General features: G+C 69.6%; 19 protein-coding genes. 10 read left to right on the plus strand and 9 right to left on the minus strand.

Going from position 1 to position 21,949, the window contains the following annotated elements; translation table 11 throughout:
- Positions 1 to 669 precede the first annotated feature (669 nt).
- Positions 670 to 2,601: a chromosomal replication initiator protein DnaA gene (gene dnaA, locus CP980_RS16875; RefSeq protein ID WP_425281769.1), complete on the minus strand. Its 1,932-nt coding sequence runs from the start codon at positions 2,599 to 2,601 to the stop codon at positions 670 to 672.
- Positions 2,602 to 2,812: 211 nt separating this feature from the next.
- Between dnaA and rpmH the strand changes: the two genes are divergently transcribed.
- The 9 genes from rpmH to CP980_RS16920 all read left to right on the plus strand — a co-directional run bounded on the left by rpmH (position 2,813) and on the right by CP980_RS16920 (position 9,275).
- The gene (gene rpmH, locus CP980_RS16880) at positions 2,813 to 2,950 is read left to right on the plus strand and encodes a 50S ribosomal protein L34 (protein WP_018547628.1); all 138 of its coding nucleotides are present in this window, start codon (positions 2,813 to 2,815) and stop codon (positions 2,948 to 2,950) included.
- Between the two features lie 21 nt (positions 2,951 to 2,971).
- Positions 2,972 to 3,346 (plus strand): ribonuclease P protein component, encoded by a 375-nt coding sequence (rnpA, locus tag CP980_RS16885; protein WP_078621799.1) that lies wholly within the window; start codon positions 2,972 to 2,974, stop codon positions 3,344 to 3,346.
- On the plus strand, positions 3,343 to 3,624 hold the full coding sequence (yidD, locus tag CP980_RS16890) for a membrane protein insertion efficiency factor YidD (RefSeq protein WP_078613072.1): 282 nt from the start codon (positions 3,343 to 3,345) through the stop codon (positions 3,622 to 3,624). The genes rnpA and yidD overlap by 4 nt, the downstream gene beginning before the upstream one ends.
- A gap of 3 nt (positions 3,625 to 3,627) precedes the next feature.
- Positions 3,628 to 4,731 (plus strand): membrane protein insertase YidC, encoded by a 1,104-nt coding sequence (gene yidC, locus CP980_RS16895; RefSeq protein ID WP_132758139.1) that lies wholly within the window; start codon positions 3,628 to 3,630, stop codon positions 4,729 to 4,731.
- Positions 4,732 to 4,746: 15 nt separating this feature from the next.
- A complete protein-coding gene (locus CP980_RS16900) occupies positions 4,747 to 5,259 on the plus strand; it encodes a Jag family protein (protein ID WP_030153171.1) in 513 nt (170 codons plus the stop codon).
- A 112-nt stretch (positions 5,260 to 5,371) separates the two neighbouring features.
- Entirely contained in the window at positions 5,372 to 6,112 is a 741-nt protein-coding gene (gene rsmG / locus CP980_RS16905) for a 16S rRNA (guanine(527)-N(7))-methyltransferase RsmG (RefSeq protein ID WP_037835282.1), read from the plus strand.
- Between the two features lie 245 nt (positions 6,113 to 6,357).
- Complete coding sequence (locus tag CP980_RS16910; protein ID WP_099890618.1) at positions 6,358 to 7,443, plus strand: ParA family protein; 1,086 nt, start codon at positions 6,358 to 6,360, stop codon at positions 7,441 to 7,443.
- Complete coding sequence (locus tag CP980_RS16915) at positions 7,440 to 8,552, plus strand: ParB/RepB/Spo0J family partition protein (protein ID WP_132758137.1); 1,113 nt, start codon at positions 7,440 to 7,442, stop codon at positions 8,550 to 8,552. The genes CP980_RS16910 and CP980_RS16915 overlap by 4 nt, the downstream gene beginning before the upstream one ends.
- 105 nt (positions 8,553 to 8,657) lie before the next feature.
- Positions 8,658 to 9,275: a GNAT family N-acetyltransferase gene (locus CP980_RS16920; protein WP_099890623.1), complete on the plus strand. Its 618-nt coding sequence runs from the start codon at positions 8,658 to 8,660 to the stop codon at positions 9,273 to 9,275.
- 83 nt (positions 9,276 to 9,358) lie between these two features.
- Here CP980_RS16920 and trxA read toward each other — a convergent pair whose 3' ends face one another.
- The 7 genes from trxA to CP980_RS16955 form a co-directional block, all read right to left on the minus strand.
- Complete coding sequence (trxA, locus tag CP980_RS16925; protein WP_099890625.1) at positions 9,359 to 9,694, minus strand: thioredoxin; 336 nt, start codon at positions 9,692 to 9,694, stop codon at positions 9,359 to 9,361.
- 55 nt (positions 9,695 to 9,749) lie between these two features.
- Positions 9,750 to 10,709 carry a thioredoxin-disulfide reductase gene (gene trxB / locus CP980_RS16930; RefSeq protein ID WP_150528517.1) on the minus strand — a complete coding sequence of 320 codons (960 nt, stop codon included), beginning with the start codon at positions 10,707 to 10,709 and terminating at the stop codon, positions 9,750 to 9,752.
- Positions 10,710 to 10,835: 126 nt separating this feature from the next.
- Entirely contained in the window at positions 10,836 to 11,765 is a 930-nt protein-coding gene (locus tag CP980_RS16935; RefSeq protein ID WP_150528518.1) for an anti-sigma factor family protein, read from the minus strand.
- Positions 11,762 to 12,463 (minus strand): RNA polymerase sigma factor SigM, encoded by a 702-nt coding sequence (sigM, locus tag CP980_RS16940; protein WP_132758133.1) that lies wholly within the window; start codon positions 12,461 to 12,463, stop codon positions 11,762 to 11,764. Before sigM ends, CP980_RS16935 begins: the two co-directional genes overlap by 4 nt.
- A 101-nt stretch (positions 12,464 to 12,564) precedes the next feature.
- A complete protein-coding gene (locus CP980_RS16945; protein WP_132758131.1) occupies positions 12,565 to 14,304 on the minus strand; it encodes a protein kinase family protein in 1,740 nt (579 codons plus the stop codon).
- Between the two features lie 117 nt (positions 14,305 to 14,421).
- On the minus strand, positions 14,422 to 16,596 hold the full coding sequence (murJ, locus tag CP980_RS16950; protein ID WP_150528519.1) for a murein biosynthesis integral membrane protein MurJ: 2,175 nt from the start codon (positions 16,594 to 16,596) through the stop codon (positions 14,422 to 14,424).
- Positions 16,597 to 16,642: 46 nt separating this feature from the next.
- Positions 16,643 to 18,910 (minus strand): DUF6049 family protein, encoded by a 2,268-nt coding sequence (locus CP980_RS16955; RefSeq protein WP_189999051.1) that lies wholly within the window; start codon positions 18,908 to 18,910, stop codon positions 16,643 to 16,645.
- A gap of 185 nt (positions 18,911 to 19,095) precedes the next feature.
- Here CP980_RS16955 and CP980_RS16960 point away from each other — a divergent pair, with 185 nt between their 5' ends.
- Complete coding sequence (locus CP980_RS16960; RefSeq protein ID WP_150528520.1) at positions 19,096 to 20,538, plus strand: CCA tRNA nucleotidyltransferase; 1,443 nt, start codon at positions 19,096 to 19,098, stop codon at positions 20,536 to 20,538.
- Positions 20,539 to 20,598: 60 nt separating this feature from the next.
- Here CP980_RS16960 and CP980_RS16965 read toward each other — a convergent pair whose 3' ends face one another.
- Entirely contained in the window at positions 20,599 to 21,864 is a 1,266-nt protein-coding gene (locus CP980_RS16965; RefSeq protein ID WP_150528521.1) for an MFS transporter, read from the minus strand.
- Between the last annotated feature and the right edge of the window lie 85 nt (positions 21,865 to 21,949).

The following is a 21,949-nucleotide window of genomic DNA, read 5'->3' on the forward strand; positions in this document are numbered from 1 at the left end:
AACGGTGGATAAGCCCGTTGTCCCAGGTCAGCCCGCGTTTTTTATCCACCGACCCTGTGGGTGACACCGGTGGACAACACCGTGTGTCTGTGGAGAACAAAAACTTCTGCACAGGCCATCCCCAGGTGACCCCGACTACTCCACAGGTGTGTCCCCAGGTTTCCCCCAGTACTCCACAGCCCAAACGTCGACTTCCGTGTGACGGCTTTCACTCAGGGCGGTGACGGGAGGCGGAATGTTGCCGAACAGTGGACAGCGGTGTGGGTAACTCATCGGAACCTGTGCACAGAGTGCGGGAACCTGTGGGTCGGCGGTGGACAGAGGAGTGGACGAGCCTGTGGACGAAAGCTCTGTCCACAGGCTGTGGATGACGCTTGCGCACAAATCCACAGGGGTCTGACCAGTACTGATGGTGTCTCACTCCGCAGCCCTGTGGACAGATTGTGGGTGACGGAACCTGTCCCCACCCTGTGGACGGAAGAAAGTCGGGAAATCTGTGGATGAGTTGCTCCACAGGGGGCGTATTCGAACAGGTCAGGGGCGCGCGGACGAAGAAGGGCGCCCCCGAAGTACCCCGGGAGCGCCCTCTGGAAGCGTGTGGAGAGGCCCGGCCGACCCGCCGGACGGGCCTCCGCGGGCGGCTGACGGACCGTCGCCGAAGCCGTCGGCTCAGCCGTTCTTGATGCGGTTGGTGAGCTCGGTGACCTGGTTGTAGATGGAGCGCCGCTCCGCCATCAGGGCCCGGATCTTGCGGTCGGCGTGCATGACCGTGGTGTGGTCGCGGCCGCCGAACTGCGCCCCGATCTTGGGCAGGGAGAGGTCCGTGAGCTCCCGGCACAGGTACATGGCGATCTGCCGGGCGGTGACCAGCACGCGGCTGCGCGAGGAGCCGCACAGGTCGTCCACGGTGAGCCCGAAGTAGTCCGCGGTGGCCGCCATGATGTCCGTGGCCGTGATCTCGGGGGCCGAGTCCTCGCCGCCGGGGATCAGGTTCTTGAGGACGTCCTCGGTCAGGCCCAGGTCGACCGGCTGCCGGTTCAGGCTCGCGAAGGCCGTGACCCGGATCAGCGCCCCCTCCAGCTCGCGGATGTTGCGCGAGATGCGGGAGGCGATGAACTCCAGTACCTCCGGCGGGGCGTTGAGCTGCTCCTGTACGGCCTTCTTGCGCAGGATGGCGATACGGGTCTCCAGCTCGGGCGGCTGGACGTCGGTGATCAGGCCCCACTCGAAGCGGTTGCGGAGCCGGTCCTCCAGGGTGACGAGCTGCTTGGGCGGCCGGTCGGAGGAGAGCACGATCTGCTTGTTGGCGTTGTGGAGCGTATTGAAGGTGTGGAAGAACTCCTCCTGCGTCGACTCCTTGCTCGCGAGGAACTGGATGTCGTCGACGAGCAGGATGTCCATCTCGCGGTAGCGCTTGCGGAACGCGTCGCCCTTGCCGTCGCGGATCGAGTTGATGAACTCGTTGGTGAACTCCTCGGAGCTCACGTACCGCACCCGGGTGCCCGGGTAGAGGCTCCGCGCGTAGTGGCCGATGGCGTGCAGAAGATGCGTTTTGCCAAGGCCCGATTCCCCGTAGATGAAGAGGGGGTTGTAGGCCTTGGCGGGCGCCTCGGCGACGGCCACCGCGGCGGCGTGCGCGAAGCGGTTGGACGCGCCGATGACGAACGTGTCGAACAGGTACTTGGGGTTGAGCCGGGCGGTCGGCTCCAGCGGGCCCGAGGTCGAGCCGCCCGAGGGGGCCGGGGCCGCGGGCCGGCCGGGCGCCTGGCGCGGGGCCGGCTGCTCGTACTGCTGCTGCTCGTACTGATGAGACTGATGGGCCTGCGGGGACTGGCGGGGCTCGTACTGCTGCTGCTCGTACTGCTGCTGGTCGAAGGAGCCCTGCTCGTAGCCGCCGGAGTCGGACTGCTGGAGGTAGCCGGGCTGGGGGGAGGCGTACGGATCGCGCTCGGGGAAGCCGCCGAGGCGCGGCTGCTGCCAGCCGTAGTCGTCCTGCTGGCCGCCCCGGGGCCAGGAGCCGGGCTCGGGGCGCGACTGCTGGTAGTCGGGGTAGGCGGGGCGGGCGGTGGGGAGCTGGTCGTCGGAGGGGCTGCCGGGGCCGGTGTGGCCGCCGCGCTGGTTGCCGTACGGCTCGTACGCGTCGGAGCGCTGCTGCGTGGCCGCGGGCAGGGGCGCGGGCTCGCCGGCGGAGTCGTCCACGGTGATGGCGATGCGGATGGGGCGGCCGCACTCACGGCTGAGCGCGTCACTGATCAGCGGGGCGAGCCGGCCCTCCAGGACGCGCTTGCCGTATTCGTTGGGGACGGCGAGCAGCGCGGTGTCGGCGACCAGGGCCAGGGGCTGGCAGCGCTCGACCCACTGCTTGTCCTTGGGCTCGATCGCCTGCTGTCCCTCCCCGAGGAGCTTTTCGAGCACCCTTGGCCACACTGCGGCAAGATCGGCAGGTACGTCAGCCACAGAGCACGCTCTCTCACAGGGGTCCCACGAATGTGTGGTTCTTTGGGACGGTCGGGACAAAAAATCCGGGATCAGACAACGGTAGTCAGGCCGACGGGTACGGTTCAAGTCGTTGTCCACAGCCTGTGCACAGTGTGGGGGCACGTCGCCTCGGTTTGACCGGATGGCGTAGCCGCGCGTACCGTAACGAGGTCGAGTTGTCGATGGCTGCTGCCGCCTGCCTACCGATGGGCGAAGATCACCTTTTGTGATCGTTTAGCGGTGCCACTCGGGCGAACACGCGAGTTTCCTCGTGGGCGCACGGTGACAGCCAGGCGATGTCCCGCCACAACGATTCATTCTCTGGAGCCCCCGAGTGAGCAAGCGCACCTTCCAGCCGAACAACCGCCGTCGTGCCAAGACCCACGGCTTCCGTCTCCGGATGCGTACCCGTGCCGGTCGCGCGATCCTGGCGAACCGCCGCAGCAAGGGCCGCGCCGCCCTCTCCGCGTAACAACGCGCAGGTCGTGACGTCGTGCTGTCTCCCGAAAATCGGCTGAGGCGGCGCGAGGACTTCGCGAGCGCGGTACGTCGAGGCAGGCGGGCAGGTCGTCCGCTCCTCGTCGTCCACCTACGTACAAGCGGTGCAACGGACCCGCACGAGCCGGGGGAGATCGATCCCTCGACGCGTGCGGGTTTCGTTGTCAGCAAGGCCGTGGGTGGCGCCGTCGTCCGTAACCGGGTGAAGCGCCGTTTGCGCCATCTCGTCCGCGAGCGGCTCTCCCAGCTGCCCGCCGGTAGCCTGGTGGTGGTGCGGGCATTGCCCGGAGCGGGTGACGCCGGTGCCGACGAACTGGCCCGGGACCTGGACGCCGCTCTGACGCGGCTCCTGGGAGGCGTGGCTCGATGAAGTACCCGCTGCTCGCATTGATCAAGCTGTACCAGTGGACCATCAGTCCGCTGCTCGGGCCGGTGTGCCGTTATTACCCCTCGTGCTCGCACTACGGGTTCACGGCCATCGACCGGCATGGTGCGGTGAAGGGGACGGTTCTGACCGGCTGGCGGATCCTGCGGTGCAATCCGTGGTCCGCCGGCGGTGTCGACCATGTCCCACCCCGTAAACGCCCGCGTTGGCACGAGCAGCTGCGCAGTGCGTTGCGTAGATCTCGCAATGCTCAAGGAGCCTGATTAGTGGACACGATTGCCAGTCTGTTCAGCTTTATCACCACGCCCGTCTCGTGGGTCATCGTCCAGTTCCACAGTCTGTACGGCGCGATCTTCGGCCCGGACAGCGGTTGGGCCTGGGGCCTGTCGATCGTGTCCCTGGTGGTCTTGATCCGTATCTGCTTGATCCCGCTCTTCGTGAAGCAGATCAAAGCGACGCGTGGCATGCAGGCGCTCCAGCCGAAGATGAAGGCGATCCAGGAGCGCTACAAGAACGACAAGCAGCGCCAGTCCGAAGAGATGATGAAGCTGTACAAGGAGACGGGTACCAACCCGCTCTCCTCGTGCCTTCCGATCATCGCGCAGTCCCCGTTCTTCTTCGCGCTGTACCACGTGCTCTCGGCCATCGCCAATGGTCAGACCATCGGTGTCATCAACCAGTCGCTGCTGGAGAGCGCGCGTCAGGCGCACATCTTCGGCGCCCCGCTGGCGGCGAAGTTCACGGACAGCGCCGAGAAGGCCGCCTCCCTGGGCGCCTCGATCACGGATGTCCGCATCGTCACCGCGGTCATGATCGTCCTGATGTCGCTGTCGCAGTTCTACACCCAGCGCCAGCTGATGCAGAAGAACGTCGACCTCTCGGTCAAGACGCCGTTCATGCAGCAGCAGAAGATGCTGATGTACATCTTCCCGCTGATCTTCGCGGTCATGGGCATCAACTTCCCCGTGGGTGTTCTCGTCTACTGGCTGACCACGAACCTGTGGACCATGGGCCAGCAGATGTACGTGATCAACCAGAACCCGACCCCCGGCAGCAAGGCCCAGGACCAGTACCTGACCCGTCTGCTGAAGCACGTCACCACGCACGGGGACGTCAAGGGCCGGGGTAAGAAGAAGATCGTCGCGGCGATCGTGGCCAAGGGCCCGGACCGCAACGACAACGAGCGCAAGTTCATCGCGGCTCTCACGAAGCAGGGTCTGGCTGCGCAGGCGGACGGGTCTGTGATCAAGAGTGCCGAGGCCACGGCCGATTCGGACGCGGCGAGCGGCGGTGCCGCCAAGCGGCAGCAGCCGAAGCGGCAGACGAAGTCGCAGCGCCAGACGCCCCCCAAGCCCTCTTCCAAGAAGTAAGAAGGAGTCCCTCCCGTGACGGAAGGCACCACCACCGCCGCCGCTGAGAGTGGCGACACCCTGACCCGCCTTGAGCAGGAGGGTGAGATCGCGGCCGACTACCTGGAGGGTCTGCTGGACATCGCCGACCTGGACGGGGACATCGACATGGACGTCGAGGCCGACCGGGCCGCGGTGTCGATCGTCAGTGACTCGGCCAGCCGCGATCTCCAGAAGCTCGTGGGCCGCGACGGTGAGGTCCTGGAGGCCCTGCAGGAGCTGACCCGCCTCGCCGTGCACCGCGAGACCGGGGACCGCAGCCGGCTGATGCTGGACATCGCGGGCTTCCGCGCGAAGAAGCGCGAGGAGCTGGCGGCGCTCGGTGCCCAGGCGGCGGCGGACGTCAAGGCGTCGGGTGAGCCGCTGAAGCTGGCGCCGATGACGCCCTTCGAGCGCAAGGTCGTCCACGACGCCGTGGCGGCTGCCGGTCTGAAGAGCGAGTCGGAGGGCGAGGAGCCGCAGCGCTTCGTCGTCGTGCTCCCGGCCTGACCGCAAGCCTGAGTGTTCGGCCCCGTCTGTGTCGCAGACGGGGCCGATGTTTGTCAGCCTGGCAGTGCCGGCCTGGGCGGTGCCAGTTCGAGCAGTGCGTTTTCAACGATCCATGCGGTACGGAAGGACGGTCCCCGTGACGGAGGCAGCGGAGCTTCCCCCGGCGCCTGAAGAGGCGCGCGCGGTGTTCGGCGAGTTTTTCCCGGAAGCTGTGCGGTATGCGGAGCTGCTGGCGGACGCGGGGGTCAAGCGCGGCCTGATCGGCCCGCGTGAGGTGCCGCGGTTGTGGGAGCGGCACCTGCTGAACTGCGCGGTGCTCTCCGAGGTGGTGCCCGAGGGCGTCACCGTCTGCGATGTCGGCTCGGGCGCCGGCCTGCCCGGTATTCCGCTGGCTCTGGTGCGGCGCGACCTGAAGATCACGCTGCTGGAGCCGCTGCTGCGGCGGACGACCTTCCTGCAGGAGGCCGTGGAGCTGCTGGGCCTGGACCATGTCACGGTGGTGCGGGGCCGGGCCGAGGAGATGCTCGGCAAGGTGCAGCCGGTGCACGTCGTGACGGCACGGGCCGTGGCGCCGTTGGACCGGCTGGCGGGCTGGGGTGTGCCCCTGCTGCGTCCGTACGGGGAGATGCTGGCGCTCAAGGGCGACACCGCCGAGGAAGAGCTGGTGGCGGCGAAGACCGCGCTGGCGAAGCTCGGTGTGGTGAAGACCTCGGTGCTCCAGGTGGGCGAGGGTGTGGTGGATCCCCTGTCCACGGTCGTCCGGGTCGAGGTCGGAGAAAGCCCCGGCGGGGTGAGGTTTGCGGCCAAGCGGGCTAAGGCGGCTCGTACCAGCCGGACCCGTCGGCGTCGCTGACGGCCGGGCATTGAGCCCTATAGGTATGGATTTCGGAGTGTCGTAGCGGCCCGAGGACCCTGTCCGGGTGCGGTCCGGGCATCGTGTTTCACGTGAAACGTCGCTCTCTGCTGCACGGAATCATCAGCCGCGGCCGTGCGGCCGCGTCCCCCCGTCCCCGCAAGGGCGAAGGGGGGACGGAGTTGTCCACAACGGTGGATTCATCCACAGGAGTACGGGCCCCGCTGGTTCGCGACCCGGGTGTCATGGCAGGCTCTGTTCATCGCGAGCCTGATGCCGAGGAGAGTGACACCGTGCGGTCCGACGCCAACCTCGCGGGGCCGATGGCCGACCCGGTCCCCGGTCCCCGCTCAGAAACAGCGGGGGACGATGTTTCACGTGAAACATCGTCGCCTCTTGTAGACAACGACACGCCCATCGGCCGGGCCGCCCAGCTGGCGGTCGAGGCCCTGGGGCGCGCCGGTGAGGGGCTTCCCCGCCCGGCGGAGACCCGAGTCATCGTGGTCGCCAACCAGAAGGGCGGCGTGGGCAAGACCACGACGACCGTGAACCTGGCGGCCTCCCTGGCCCTGCACGGTGCGCGCGTCCTGGTGGTCGACCTCGACCCGCAGGGCAACGCCTCCACGGCGCTCGGTATCGACCACCACGCGGATGTGCCCTCGATCTACGACGTGCTCGTGGACAGCCGACCGCTGCTGGAGGTCGTCCAGCCGGTGGTGGACGTGGAAGGGCTCTTCTGCGCCCCGGCCACGATCGACCTGGCGGGTGCGGAGATCGAGCTGGTCTCCCTGGTGGCCCGCGAGAGCCGGCTCCAGCGGGCCATCCAGGCCTACGAGCAGCCGCTGGACTACATCCTGATCGACTGCCCGCCCTCGCTGGGCCTGCTGACGGTGAACGCGCTGGTGGCCGGCGCCGAGGTGCTGATCCCGATCCAGTGCGAGTACTACGCGCTGGAGGGCCTGGGTCAGCTGCTGCGCAACGTCGATCTGGTGCGGGCGCACCTGAACCCGGCGCTGCACGTGTCGACGATCCTGCTGACGATGTACGACGGCAGGACCCGGCTGGCCTCGCAGGTGGCGGAGGAGGTGCGCACCCACTTCGGCAAGGAGGTGCTGCGCACGAGCATCCCGCGTTCGGTGCGCATTTCCGAGGCGCCGAGTTATGGCCAGACGGTGCTCACCTACGATCCGGGTTCGAGTGGTTCTCTCTCCTATCTGGAAGCGGCGCGTGAGATCGCGCTGCGGGGGGCCGGAATTTCTTACGACGCCCAGCACGCCCATCTGGGCGCGGGCACGAACAGCACGCAGAGTGTGGCGGAGGGGATCCAGTGAGTGAGCGACGTAGGGGTCTGGGGCGGGGGCTCGGCGCGCTGATCCCCGCCGCTCCGCAGGAGAAGACGCCGCCGGTGATCGGTGCCGGTTCGACGTCTCCGTCGGCGGTGCCGATGTTGCCTTCGGAGCGCGGGGTTGCGGCGGCGAAGCTGGCTTCGCTGGCGCAGGCCGATGCGCACAGCGATGTTTCACGTGAAACATCGCTTGCGGCGACTGCGGTTGCGGTGGCGGATGAGCCGGAGGCGGCGGAGCCCGAGGCCAATGTGGTGGCCGGGGCGACCTTCGCCGAGCTTCCGATGGACTCGATCACGCCGAACCCGCGGCAGCCCCGTGAGGTGTTCGACGAGGACGCGTTGGCGGAGCTGGTCACCTCCATCCAGGAGGTGGGCCTGCTCCAGCCGGTGGTGGTGCGGCAGTCCGCTCCGGGCCGTTATGAGCTCATCATGGGTGAGCGGCGCTGGCGGGCCTGCCGGGAGGCAGGGCTGGAGCGCATTCCGGCGATCATCCGGGCGACGGACGACGAGAAGCTGCTGCTGGACGCGCTGCTGGAGAACCTGCACCGGGCGCAGCTGAATCCCCTGGAGGAGGCGGCCGCGTACGACCAGCTGCTCCAGGACTTCAACTGCACGCACGACCAGCTGGCGGACCGGATCGGGCGTTCGCGTCCGCAGGTGTCCAACACGCTGCGCCTGCTGAAGCTATCGCCGCCGGTCCAGCGCCGGGTGGCCGCAGGTGTGCTGTCGGCCGGACATGCGCGGGCGCTGCTGTCGGTGGAGCACTCCGAGGCCCAGGACAAGCTGGCGCACCGGATCGTGGCCGAGGGCCTCTCGGTGCGGGCGGTCGAGGAGATCGTCTCGCTGATGGGCTCGGAGCCCGAGGGGCCCGTGAAGCCGAAGGGCCCGCGGGCCGGTGCCCGGGTGGCTCCGGCCCTCAGTGAGCTGGCGACGCGGCTGTCCGACCGGTTCGAGACGCGCGTGAAGGTGGATCTGGGCCAGAAGAAGGGCAAGATCACCGTCGAGTTCGCCTCGATGGAGGATCTGGAGCGGATTCTGGGGACGCTGGCACCGGGCGAGGGCCGGGTGCTGGAGCAGGGTCTGTCCGGGGAGTGAGTTCCCGGCCGCCGAGGGGCGGATCGTGCCGGTGTGAATCGGTGCGGTCCGCCCCTTTGCCTTGTTGCGGTTTCGCCTGATTCGGGCTGTGGATACGATGCGCTCATGGGGCGTCGGTTGGTACCACTCACGCTGGACAACCTCCAGGACCTTCCTCGGCGTTGCCGGTCCTGCGTGTTCTGGGAGCTGGATCCCGTCAGTGGTGAGGCTGCTGTGAAGGCGGGAACTCCGGCGCTGGAGAAGGAGGCGTGGATCTCCGCCGTCCTGCTGGAGTGGGGTTCGTGCGGCCGCGTGGTCTACGTGGACGAGGTCCCGGTGGGATTCGTGCTGTACGCACCGCCGGCGTACGTACCGAGGGCCGCTTCGTTTCCGACGAGTCCGGTGTCCCCGGACGCGGTTCAGCTGATCACGGCGTGGATCATGCCGGGCTACCAGGGGCAGGGCCTGGGACGGGTGATGGTGCAGACCGTGGCCAAGGACCTGCTGCGGCGCGGGTTCCGGGCGATCGAGGCGTTCGGGGACGCGCGCTGGGAGGGCCCTGCCTGTCTGCTGCCGGCTGACCACCTGCTGGCCGTGGGCTTCAAGACGGTACGGCCGCATCCTGTGCACCCGCGCCTGCGGCTGGAGATGCGCTCGACGCTCTCGTGGAAGGAAGACGTGGAGCTCGCGTTGGACCGGCTGCTCGGTGCGGCACGCAAGGAGCCCGCGCTGCGACCGCTGTGATGTGCGAACGGGGCCGCCCCTTGAAGGGGCGGCCCCGTTTCACGTGAAACACTCCCGGCTGCCGACGGGCGGGCTCGCGATCGTCAGACGGACTTGGCCTCGACGAAGTCGGAGAGGTCGCGCAGGATGGCGGCCTTCGGCTTGGCACCGACGATGGTCTTGGCGACCTCGCCGCCCTGGTAGACGTTCAGGGTCGGGATGGACATGACGCCGTAGCGCGCGGCCGTCGCCGGGTTCTGGTCGATGTTCAGCTTGACGATCTCGATCTGGTCGCCGTACTCGGCCGCGATGGCCTCCAGGGAGGGGGCGATCTGGCGGCACGGGCCGCACCACTCGGCCCAGAAGTCCACCAGTACAGGCTTGTCGCTGTTGAGGACCTCGGCGTCGAAGTCGGCATCGGTCACGCTCTTGAGGGCCACTGCGGCCTCCTTGTTCTTTCCTGCGGGGTGTGAGGTGGTGGGGGTAGGCGAGGGGTCAGACCGTCGCGTGCGCCTTCTCGGCGTCCGCGAGGGCGGAGAGGAAGCGCTCGGCATCCAGGGCCGCGGAGCAGCCGGTGCCCGCAGCGGTGATGGCCTGACGGTACGTGTGGTCCACGACGTCACCGGCGCCGAACACGCCGGTGAGGTTGGTGCGCGTGGAGGGGGCGGCGACCTTGAGGTAGCCCTCCTCGTCGAGCTCCAGCTGGTCCTTGAACAGCTCGGTGCGCGGGTCGTGGCCGACAGCGATGAAGAGGCCCGTCACGGGCAGCTCGGAGGTCTCACCGGTCTTGGTGTTGCGCAGGGTCAGACCGGAGAGCTTCTGCTCGCCGTGGATCTCGGCGACCTCGCTGTCCCAGGCGAACTTGATCTTCGGGTCGGCGAACGCGCGGTCCTGCATCGCCTTGGAGGCACGCAGCGAGTCCCGGCGGTGCACGATGGTGACGGACTTGGCGAAGCGCGAGAGGAAGGTGGCCTCCTCGATCGCGGTGTCACCGCCGCCGACGACGGCGATGTCCTGGTCCTTGAAGAAGAACCCGTCACAGGTGGCGCACCAGGAGACACCGCGGCCGGAGAGGGCGTCCTCGTTGGGCAGCCCCAGCTTGCGGTGCTGGGAGCCGGTCGTCACGATCACGGCCTTGGCGCGGTGCACGGTGCCGGCGGTGTCGGTGACGGTCTTGATGTCACCGGTCAGGTCCACGGACACGACGTCGTCCGGAACGAGCTCGGCGCCGAAGCGCTCTGCCTGGCCGCGCATGTTGTCCATGAGGTCAGGACCCATGATGCCGTCCTGGAAGCCGGGGAAGTTCTCCACCTCGGTGGTGTTCATCAGCGCGCCACCGGCCGTGACCGCGCCTTCGAAGACCAGCGGCTTGAGCGAAGCGCGTGCGGTGTACAGGGCGGCGGTGTAGCCGGCCGGCCCGGAACCGATGATGATCACGTTTCGTACGTCGCTCACGGGTTTCTTCCTCGTCTCTGTGGACTGCACGCTGCTTGCCGAAGGGGCCGGTGTGTTGTCTCACCCCACCCAACGGATCCTACGGCGCATGCATTCCCCGCCCGCTCCCTCGCGGACGTGAAGGTGTCAGCTTCGAGGATATGTCCTGGTCAGCAACGGTTTGGTGGGGCTGGTCGATGGGGTGTCCGTGCACGCCGCGCCCACGAGATAGGCGTCCACGCGGGCAGCGTCGCCGGGGTGCGGCAGCACGAGGAGGTAGACCTCGGTGCCCTGGTAGCTGCCTCGTTCCACCCCGATCGGGGTGTCGGGGCGCCCGATGGCGTTCTGGACGCAGTCCGGCACCGAGGAGCCGGTCGTGCGGTTGCCGTCACCGGGTGCCAGCTTCGGGGACGGAGTGGTGTTCTCCATTCCGTACGTGTTGTTCTGCTGCTCCCCGGGGGGCGCGATCTTGGCGCCCGGCCCGGAGGACAGGAGCCGGCGCACGTTGTCCTGGAGGCCCTGCGCGGTGTACGTGTCGCCGGCGAGTGCCTCGGCCGTCGAGTTCGTCGCGGATCTGCGCGCGGCGGTGTCCGGGGAGCCGGTCCCGATCAGGTTGCCCGCGAGGAAGACTCCCAGGGCGCACGCTGCCGCTCCGGCCAGGCCGGCGAGGACGGCGATCCGGCGGCGGGCGCGCCGGCGCCCGGGACCGGTTGCTCCGGCCGGGTGACCGGCGGCCCGACCGGTGGTCGGACCCGAGGGGATGGCAGGCGATGTTTCACGTGAAACATCGGAGGGCGGAGCGGCCTCCGTCCGGGGTGCGGTGGAGTCGAGGAGCGCCTCGGCGGCGAGGGCGGCGTCGATGCGCCCGGCGATGTCGGCGGGCATCCGGGGCTGCCCCGGGAGGGTGCCGAGGAGTCCCCGGATCTCCTCCAGGGAGGCATGGACGTCGGCGCAGAGGGAGCAGTCGCCCAGATGGCGGCGTACCTCGGCGGCCTGGACCGGCGAGAGGAGCCCTTCGGTCAGGTCGGAGATCTCCGAGACGTCAGGGTGCCGGATCGTGCCGGTTGCGGGAGTCACGTTCGTCCACCTCCGCCCTTCACCGTGTCTGCGTCTGGGGCCGGCTGACTGGAGCCTGCCGCTGGTGGGACGGGTGTCCCCGGCGTCCGGTTCCTTCCCCGCTCGGTGGCGGAGTTATCCCCGGCATTCGAGCGCAGATGAGTGAGCATCGGGAGGAGCTTCGCCCGACCGCGCGCGCACCGGCTCTTCACGGTGCCGGTGGGGACGTCGAGGATACGGGCGGCCTCGGCGACGGGGTAGGCCTGCATGTCGACGAGGACCAGGGCGGCCCGCTGTTCGGCCGGGAGCGTGCCGAGGGCGGCCAGGAGCTGCCGGTGGAGGTCCTGGCGCTCCGCGGGTGCCTCCGCGGACTCGTGGGGCTCCAGGAGGCGCTCCAGGCGCTCCGTATCGTCGAGTGGGGAGGTCCTGCGGGAGGCGGCCTTGCGGGCACGGTCGAGACAGGCGTTGACGGTGATCCGGTGCAGCCAGGTGGTGACGGCCGATTCCCCGCGGAAGGTGTGGGCGGCGCGGTAGGCGGAGACGAGGGCGTCCTGCACGGCGTCGGCGGCTTCCTCGCGGTCGCCCAGGGTGCGCAGGGCCACGGCCCACAACCGGTCGCGGTGCCGTCGTACGAGCTCTCCGAAGGCATCCGGATCCCCCGCGGCGTGCAGCGCCAGCAGCTCCTGGTCGCTCCGCTCTTCGCCCGTTGGTGACTGCATCACACCTCCCCTCCGGAAGGGAGCGTACGGGGCGGGCGGGACGAATACGAGGGACCGCCGCGCAGTCGGCGCAGCGGTCCCGTTGCGGTGGCGGCCCGGCCTTACTCGCCCTTGCCGAGCACCTTGATCTCGTTGATGCCGCCGCGGTAGTTGCCGTTCGAGTCGGAAGGCAGTGAGGTGATGTGGATCAGCAGGTAGCGGGTCTTCAGCGGAGTGTCCAGGGTGGTCTTCAGGGTCTTCCCCGCGGTGGTCAGCTTGACGACCTCCTGGGAGAAACCCGAGAGGGACCGGGGTGAAGAGGTGGCTTCCGGAGAGGCGGCGCGGACCTCGACCTTCTGCCCCGCGGCATACATGTCGACGTCGAGGCCGGCCACCTCCTGGGCGCTGCCGAGGTCGACGACGATGCCGCTGCCGTCGTCGTAGCTGTCCAGGTTGCCGAAGTTGGCGTAGCTGTAGAACACCAAGGTGATCCAGGCGGTGTCGGGGTTGTGGTCGACGGCCTTGTTCACGTCCTCCGGCTTGATCGGCTCCTTGCCGAAGGTGGTGGCGTTGGCGATGTCCAGCGGCTTGCCGGGGGTGGTCGGCTTGGCACTCTTGGAGGCGTCGTCGGCCTTGGGCTGCTGGTTGGAGCCGTTGCTGCCGGTGTCGCCCTTGACGCGTTCCAGGAGGGTGTCGGCGAGCTGCCAGCTGCCCAGGCCCAGTGCGGCGATCAGCAGGGCGGCCACGCCCCACTTCAGAACGCGGCCGATGCGGCTCTGCAGCGGGGGCGGCGGCACGATGACGGGCATGGCGTGGCCGCCCGGGACGCCGGGGTGCGTCTGAGGGCGGCCGTAGTTGCCCTGCTGGTAGGTGGTGTGCTGGTACTCCGGTGGAGCGGTGAACGCGGGCTCCGGCGGCCGGATGCGGGGCATCGCGGCGACCGCCTTGGCCAGCTCCTCCGGGGTGGTGCAGGGCGGCTCCTGCCGGGAGGCGGTGGCGCCCTCGTTGGCGAGGGCGCGCATGGCGAGCTCGCCGAGTCCCCGGTGCACTCCGGCACGGACCTGGTCGGGTGCGATCAGGCCGACGCCCTTGGGCAGGCCGGTGAGCCCGTACGCGTCCTCCTCGTAGGGCCAGCGCTGGGTCAGGGCGGCGTACAGGAGCGCGCCGATGGCCTCGGTGTCCGCGCGCTGCGGGGTGTCGCTGGTGATGCCGCGCAGGGCGGCGTTCACGGCCAGCCCGCGGATGCGGTACTGGCCCGTGGAGGTGCGCAGTATGGCGCTCGGCGTCAGCCGCAGGTGGGCCAGGCCCTCGCGGTGGGCCGCGGCCATGGCCTGGGAAACCTGGGTGACGAGCTGGTAGGCCTCGTGGGCTTCCAGGGGGCCCGCGGCGAGGATCGCGGTCAGCTCGGTGGCGTCGGGCAGCCACTCGTGGACGACGTAGACGAGGTCGTTCTCCTCCACGGCATCGAGGACGTGCACGAACCGCGGGTCGCCGAGCAGGGCGGAGGAGCGGGCCGCGGCCAGGACGGCGCGGGCCCGGGGGTGGTCGGCGGGCAGCAGGTGGACGCCCACGGCACGGCGCAGCTTCTCGTCCATGGCGCGCCAGCTGCTGAATCCGTCCAGACGGGTGACGCACTCTTCGAGGCGGTAGCGCCTGGCGAGCTTGTGGCCGCTGTGGAGTTCGGGGGCGGCAGCAGGGGCCGCTTTTCTGCGTTCGCCGTCCTTTTCGGGCATGGGTCCGTCCGCGGCTCGTCCGTTCTGGGTGTCCACCCCGTCGGCCGTGGCCTTCGCCGCATCTGCGGCCGGCGGCTCGTCGCCGCCGTTGTCGGCCACGTCGACGGCAGCCGTGCTACGTTCCGCCACCGTCGTTCCCGCCTCCCCATCCGTTACGCGCTGTCGGCCAGTCTGCGAAGCCATGCCAATTGTGCCCACAGTCCGGCGCTATGCACGACACGCGAAGGGGTCCGACGGTTGTGCGCATCAGCGACCCATACGTCCGCGGACCATACCGACCATGGCGTTGAGCTCTTCGATGCGCATCCGCTTGGCCGCCACGAGGAAGACGGCGGCCAGTGCGACACCGCCGGCGGCCAACGCGGCGAAGGAGCCGGTGACTCCGCTGCCGAGCCACTGGGTGACCGCGTAGGCGGCCGCGCCCGCCACGGCGGCCGCGGGGACGCAGGCGCCCGTGAGGCGAGCGTAGGTGCGCATCACGTGGGCGCCGTCGAGGTCACCGCCCAGCCGGTTGCGCAGGCGCCGCCAGGCGACGCCGACGCCGACCGTATAGCCGAGGCCGTAGGCGGCGGCCATGCCGACGACGGCCCAGCGCGCGGGGAGCACGAAGAACGCGGCGGTGGAGACGGCCGCGTTGACGCCGGCGACGATGACCGTGTTGTAGAAGGGCGTCCGGGTGTCCTCGTAGGCGTAGAACCCGCGCAGGACGACGTACTGGACGGAGTACGGGATGAGTCCGAGGCCGAAGGCCATCAGGACGTAGCCGATGTTCTGGGCGCCGGATCCGGAACCGGCGTACAGCAGCGTGGCCATGGGGACGCCGAGGGCGAGGAAAGCGAAGGCGCACGGCACGATCGCGACGGCCGAAGTACGCAGCCCGTAGGAGATGTCGTCGCGCACGGCGGCCGCGTCCCCGTCGTGGGCGGAGCGGGAGATGCGCGGCAGCACCGCCGTCATGACGGAGACGGTGATGATGGCCTGCGGCATCTGCCACAGCAGCAGCGCGTAGTTGTAGGCGGTGATGCCCGTGCCGGGGTGGCCCTGCTTCTCGGCTACGGATCCGGCCCAGGTGGCCAGCTGCGTCACGACGACGAGGCCGACCTGGTTGGCCAGGACGAAGAAGAACGTCCACTTGGCCAGGCGGGCGGCCTTGCCGAGGCCGTGGCCCCGCCAGTCGAAGCGCAGGCGCGGCCGGAAGCCGGCGTCGCGCAGGTAGGGCAGCATCGCGAGCGCCTGGACGGTCAGGCCCAGGAGGGTGCCGAGACCCAACAGGCGGACGCCCTCGGCGGTGACGGTGGTCGCGTTGACCCCGGAGGTGGTGAAGCCGCCGAAGGCCCAGATGAAGGCGCCGAACGTGGCGATGACGACGATGTTGTTGAGGACGGGGGTCCACATCATCGCGCCGAACCGGCCGCGTGCGTTGAGGATCTGACCGAGGACCACGTGCACGCCCATGAAGAACATGGTCGGCAGGCAGTAACGGGCGAAGGCGACCGCGACCTCCATCTGCTGGGGGTCGGACGCGAGCTTCGGCGACATCATCGTGATGAACACCGGCGCGGCCAGGACGCAGATGGTGGTGATGGCCGCCAGCAGCACGACGACGAGCGTCAGGAGGCGGTTGGCGTAGGCCTCGCCCCCGTCGTCGTCCTGCTTCATGGCCCGCACCAGCTGCGGGATGAAGACGGCGTTGAGCGCACCGCCACCGACGAGCACGTAGATCATCGTCGGCAGGGTGTTGGCGATCTGGTACGTGTCGTTGAACGTGCCGACGCCGATGGCACCCGCGATGACGAGGGTCCGCAGGAAGCCGGTGATGCGGGAGACGATCGTGCCGGCGGCCATGAGGGCGCTGGACTTGAGCAGGCTGGAGGCGCGGCCGGCCGGCTTGCTCGGCGCCGGGACGGCGACGGGGGCGTCCTCGGTGGAGGTGCCGGGAGTGCCCTGCTGATCCCGGTAGAGGTGTGCGAAGGCGTCCGGCTCGGGCTTCTCGTCCGCCGCCTTGGTGACCAGGGAGTCCACTCCGACGAACTGGGTGGTCGTCGCGTGGTCGCCGTAGGGCAGGTGCCGTGAGGGTCCGTCCGGCTCGGGCGGCGGGGTCTGGGCCCACACCTGCGGGTCGGGGGCGTGTACGGGGGCCTGGGGGGCCGCGTAGAGCGGTCCGGGCTCCTGGTAGGTGCCGGGCGGCGGCGGAGGGTGCGAGGCCCGGTCGTAGAGGACCTCGGCGACGGGGTCCTGGGCCGACAGGTCCTGGGACCGGTACGGGTCGTAGTCGTAGGCGTCCTGGACGTACGGGTCACGGTCCGGCGCGGGGGCAGGCACGGGGACCTGCCCGGCCACCGGGGTGCCCGGGGCAGTGCCCTGGTAGGGCGCGGGCCCACCAGTGCCCTGCGCCCGGTCACCGTCGTACGGCGCGTTCATCGAAACCCCACCTCATCGTCCCCAGGCCGACCGGCCACGGCATCGCTCAACGGTCCACTGTCTCACCCGTGCCGGACGGCCCGGTGCTTTGCGCTCCGGTGTCCGGGGTCCCGTCACTCGGCTGCGTGCTCTCCTCGGCCGCCGCACGGGCGGCGACGCGCTTGCGGCTGGCGTACATCTTGATGCCCGCCAAGACGAGGAGGAGGACGCCGCCTGCGATGACGAGCATGACGGTCGGAGTGACCTCCGTGGCCTCCACGGTGAACTTGCGCGCCTTGCCGTAGGGAACGCCGTCCGTGGTGAAGAGCTGCGCGGTGACCTCGACGGGACCGCTTGCGGTGGCGTTGGCGGTGAACTTGACCGTCTGGCTGTGCCCGCCCGTGACGTTCACCTCCTGCTCGGCCTGGCCGCTGTCGCCGAACATCAGGCGGGTCGGGTTGGCCGACTTCACCCGCAGGACGAGGTTGTGGACGTCCTGGACGAGGCTGTTCTGGACGCTGACCGGGATGGTCGCGCTGTGTCCGGACAGGGTGGCGTCGGATTTAGGGACGACCTTGACCTTTTCCGTGAGACCGAGCAGGTACTCCTGCACCTGGTCCCGGTAGAGCCGGGCCTCCTCCGGGCGGCCGCGCCACGAGGTGGACATCTCGCGGTTGGTGGTGTTGCCGAAGGGGATCTCCACGCGGTCGGGCGCGCTGAGGATCACCTTGAAGTGGTCCAGGGTGTTCTGGGTGGTGCGGATCTTCTCGAAAGCGGAGACCGGGAGCTCCGTCTTGCGCAGGGCTTCGGGGTACTGGCCCGCGCCCGGGACCTGGGTGTTGACGCCCGGGTCGGGCTTGGCCGCGGCCGCCGTGTCGAGGTCGGCCGGCTGGGTCCAGCGGCCCGCCTGCAGGCCCCGTACGGCGGCCGCCATCGTCTGAGCCTGGCTGGTGGTCGGCATCCGCTGCGGGGTGACCACGAAGCTGCGCTGGTTGTCGGTCTTCTGCAGGTTCAGGGCGAGGCTCTGGGCGAGGAAGCGCTGCACGGCCAGCGTGGCGTCCCCGGCGTTCAGCATGTTGCCCTGGAAGGCGGTCGAGAGGTCGGCGTCGGCGACGACCGCGGTGGTGCCCGCGCCGATGGGACGGGCCGCGGAGGGCGTGTAGCCGAGGGCCCCGGTCTCCTGGAGGCTGTCGCTGCGCGTCAGGACGTTGTGGGCGCCCGCCGAGGTCGCCACGTTGACGATCGACGGGTCGATGGCGCCGTCCACGGGCCAGGAGAAGTCGGTGGACGGGGTGACGTGCAGGACGGTCTCCACGGCCTGCTTCGCCTTGTCGGTGGCCGGTCGCAGCTGGCCCAGGGTGCCCGAGACGTCCTTGCCCTGATGGGCGAGGGAGGCGATGTCGGGGTCGGCGAACGGCAGCGCGACGATCTTCTTGCCCTGGACCGCGGTCTCCAGGGCGCTCAGCCACTGCTCGGCGACGGCCTTGCTCTTGCCCTGGACGATCCGGCCGTCCGGCGTGCGGTACCGGTAGCCCTTGGTCATGGCGTCGACGGTGTAGAGCAGGTCGGGGTCGATGACCCAGGTGACGGGGAGGTCCTTGCCGAGGGCGACCATCTGCTGGAGGCGGCCGCCGGGCTTGAGCTCCTCGGTGAGGGAGTCGTCGAGGAAGACGGGGGTCTGGAGCTCGTCCGAGCCCGTCTCCGCCGTCAGGCGCGTGGTGGAGATCAGCGGCCACAGGTAGGTGAGCTGGGAGCGCTTGGCGGCTGCCTCCGGCTGCCAGGGCAGGAAGGTCCGCTTGATGCCGAGCACCTGCTCGTACTGGCGGCTCTCGGTCTCCCCGGACAGCGAGACGCCGAGCTGGTAGACCCCGTCCTTGTCCAGCTCCAGCTTGTTCACGGGGACGGTGAGCGTGAAGTCCTGCTTGACCTTGGACGGGAGCGAGGGGATCTTCACGGCGTAGGCCGGGTCGATCTCGCCGGGATCCGTGCCGGCCCGGAACCCGGCACGTTCCGCCGCCTCGTCGATGGAGGCGCGGTCGCCCAGGGCGGGCCCGACGCGCAGGCCCACGTGCGCGCCCGTGATCGTCTCGCGGCCGTTGTTGACCACGCTGCCGGAGATGGTGAGCGTGTCGCCCTTGACCGGGGCCGCGGGGGCCATACCGTCCAGCTGCACGTCGACGGTGCCCGCATCGGCCGCCTGGGCGGCCTGTGGGGCGGGTGAGTAGACCAGGGCGGCGAGCACGGGGGTTCCGGCCAGCAGGACGACTGCGCGCCGCAGCCAGCGGCGCCGGGCAGGTGCGGGGGATGCCCCCTGGATGTCTGCCGCCTCGGCCACGCGCTAGCCCGTCCCTCGAAGTGTCAGTGGTCGTCGTTTGTGCGTCCACGCATGGTAACGAGACCCGCTGTGCGCGAGTGCCGCGCCTTGCCCCACATGATCAGGGCCGGGCCGGGGGCGCCGCATGCCGGGGCGTCCGTAAACGCGGAAGCCCTCGCCGGGCGGGGCACGTACCCTTTTCTGTTGTGCCGAACGCCAACGAAGACAACCCCAGTGCCCTGAGTCAGGTGCAGCTCCGCGCGGTCAGTGAACTGCTGCGGGTCGCCCCTGTCGCCGACGAGCTCGGCCGCCGGTTCCAGCAGGCCGGCTTCCGCCTCGCCCTGGTCGGCGGGTCCGTACGCGATGCGCTGCTCGGGCGTCTCGGCAACGACCTCGACTTCACCACCGAGGCCCGCCCCGAGGACGTCCTGAAGATCGTCCGCCCGTGGGCCGACTCGGTCTGGGACGTGGGCATCGCCTTCGGCACGGTCGGAGCCCAGAAGGATGGCTTCCAGATCGAGGTGACCACGTACCGCTCGGAGTCCTACGACCGCACCTCGCGCAAGCCCGAGGTCTCCTACGGCGACTCGATCGAGGAGGACCTGGTCCGCCGCGACTTCACCGTGAACGCGATGGCGGTCGCCCTCCCGGAGAAGGAGTTCGTGGACCCGCACGGGGGCCTGGAAGACCTCCAGGCGGGCGTTCTGCGCACTCCCGGCACCCCGGAGGACTCTTTCTCCGACGACCCGCTGCGCATGCTGCGTGCGGCGCGTTTCGCGGCCCAGCTCGACTTCGAGGTCGCCCCCGAGGTCGTGGCGGCGATGAAGGCGATGTCGGACCGGATCGAGATCGTCTCCGCGGAGCGGGTGCAGGGCGAGCTGAACAAGCTGCTGCTGTCCGCGCACCCGCGCAAGGGGCTGGGCCTGCTCGTGGACACCGGGCTGGCCGACCACGTGCTCCCCGAGCTTCCGGCCCTGCGGCTGGAGAGTGACGAACACCACCGGCACAAGGACGTCTACGACCACTCGCTGATCGTGCTGGAGCAGGCCATCGCGCTGGAGCACGACGGGCCGGACCTGGTGCTGCGGCTGGCGGCCCTGCTCCACGACATCGGCAAGCCGCGCACCCGCCGGTTCGAGAGCGACGGCCGGGTCTCCTTCCACCACCACGAGGTGGTGGGCGCGAAGATGACCAAGAAGCGGATGACCGCGCTGAAGTACTCGAACGACCTGGTCAAGGACGTGTCACGGCTGGTGGAGCTGCACCTGCGCTTCCACGGCTACGGGGACGGCGAATGGACCGACTCGGCGGTGCGGCGCTACGTCCGTGACGCCGGCCCGCTCCTGGACCGGCTGCACAAGCTCACCCGGTCCGACTGCACCACGCGCAACAAGCGCAAGGCCAATGCCCTCTCCCGTACCTACGACGGCCTGGAGGAGCGCATCGCGCAGCTTCAGGAGCAGGAGGAGCTCGACGCGATCCGGCCCGATCTTGACGGCAACCAGATCATGGAGGTCCTGGGCGTCGGTCCCGGCCCTGTGATCGGCAAGGCCTACGCGTTCCTGCTGGAGCTGCGGCTGGAGAACGGCCCGATGGAGCATGACGCCGCGGTCGCCGCCCTCAAGGAATGGTGGGCGGCGCAAGCCTGATCCGTGGTCGCCCGGTCGATGTTTCACGTGAAACATCGACCGGGCGACGCGTCGGATGAGTCAGGAGCGGGATCCGCGCCGCTGCAGGTAGACCGCGGTCAGCGCGTAGAGGACGGCCACGCTCATGATCAGCATGATGGAACGCCCGTCCGGCGGGAGCATCAGGGCGGCCACGGCGGCCGCACTCACGAACGCGACGTTGAAGAGCACGTCGTAGACGGAGAACACCCGGCCGCGGAAGTCGTCGTCCACGTGGGACTGGATGGCCGTGTCGGTGGAGATCTTGGCGCCCTGGGTGGCGAGGCCCAGCACGAAGGCGGCTGCCAGCATCGGACCGGGTGCGAAGAACAGGCCGAGCGGGGGTACGAGGACCGCCGCCCCGGCGGAGCAGGCCGTGATCCAGCCCCGGGTGCCCAGCCGGCCCACCAGCCAGGGGGTGATCAGGGCGGCGGCGAAGAATCCGGCCCCGGAGACGCCGACCGCGATGCCCAGCAGCGCGAGGCCGGCGGACTCGCTGTCCGCCCAGGCGTACCGGCAGAGCATGAGCAGCGTCACGAACAGGGCCCCGTAGCAGAAGCGCATCAGGGTCATGGCGGTCAGTGTCTGGGCCGCCTCGCGGCGGGAGGCCAGGTGCCGCAGCCCTTCGGTCATGCCCCGGACGGTCAGGGCTATCCCCTGGGCCACGGTGGGGTGGACCTGGCCGGTGGGGTGGTCCGGGCCGAGCAGGCCCACGGCCAGGCGCAGCGAGACCAGGGCCGCGCAGAGGTAGAGCCCCGCGCCCAGCAGCACGACCAGGGCGTTGGAGTCGGAGACCAGCAGCCGGACGAGGAAGGCCAGCCCTCCGCCGGCGACCGCCGCGAGCGTCCCGGCCGTGGGCGAGAGCGAGTTGGCCGTGACCAGTTGGGCGGGGGCGACGACACGGGGCAGGGATGCGGCGAGCCCGGCCAGGACGAAGCGGTTGACGGCGGTGACCGACAGGGCCGAGGCGTAGAAGAGCCAGTCGGGGACGTGCACGACGATCAGCAGGCCGGTGACGCAGGCGAGGACCGCCCGGAGCAGGTTGCCGTAGAGGAAGACCTGGCGCCGTCGCCAGCGGTCGAGCAGTACTCCGGCGAACGGCCCGATCAACGAGTAGGGCAGCAGCAGAACCGCCATGGCCGAGGCGATGGCCGCCGGCGAGGTCTGCTTCTCGGGGGAGAACACCACGTACGTGGCGAGCGCCACCTGGTACACGCCGTCGGCGGCCTGCGAGAGCAGCCGTACGGCGAGCAGGTTGCGGAAATCCCTCAGGCGCAGGAGTACGCGCAGATCACGTACGACGGGCATGAGGGCAAGGGTCACATACGCGGAGGGTCCCCGGGCACATTGCCCGGGGACCCTCCGCGGAAGAACAGTCGAAGACCAGGTGTCC

Origin of the sequence: Streptomyces vinaceus, from assembly GCF_008704935.1 — a bacterium.
In the GTDB taxonomy this organism is placed as follows: Bacteria; Actinomycetota; Actinomycetes; order Streptomycetales; family Streptomycetaceae; genus Streptomyces; species Streptomyces vinaceus.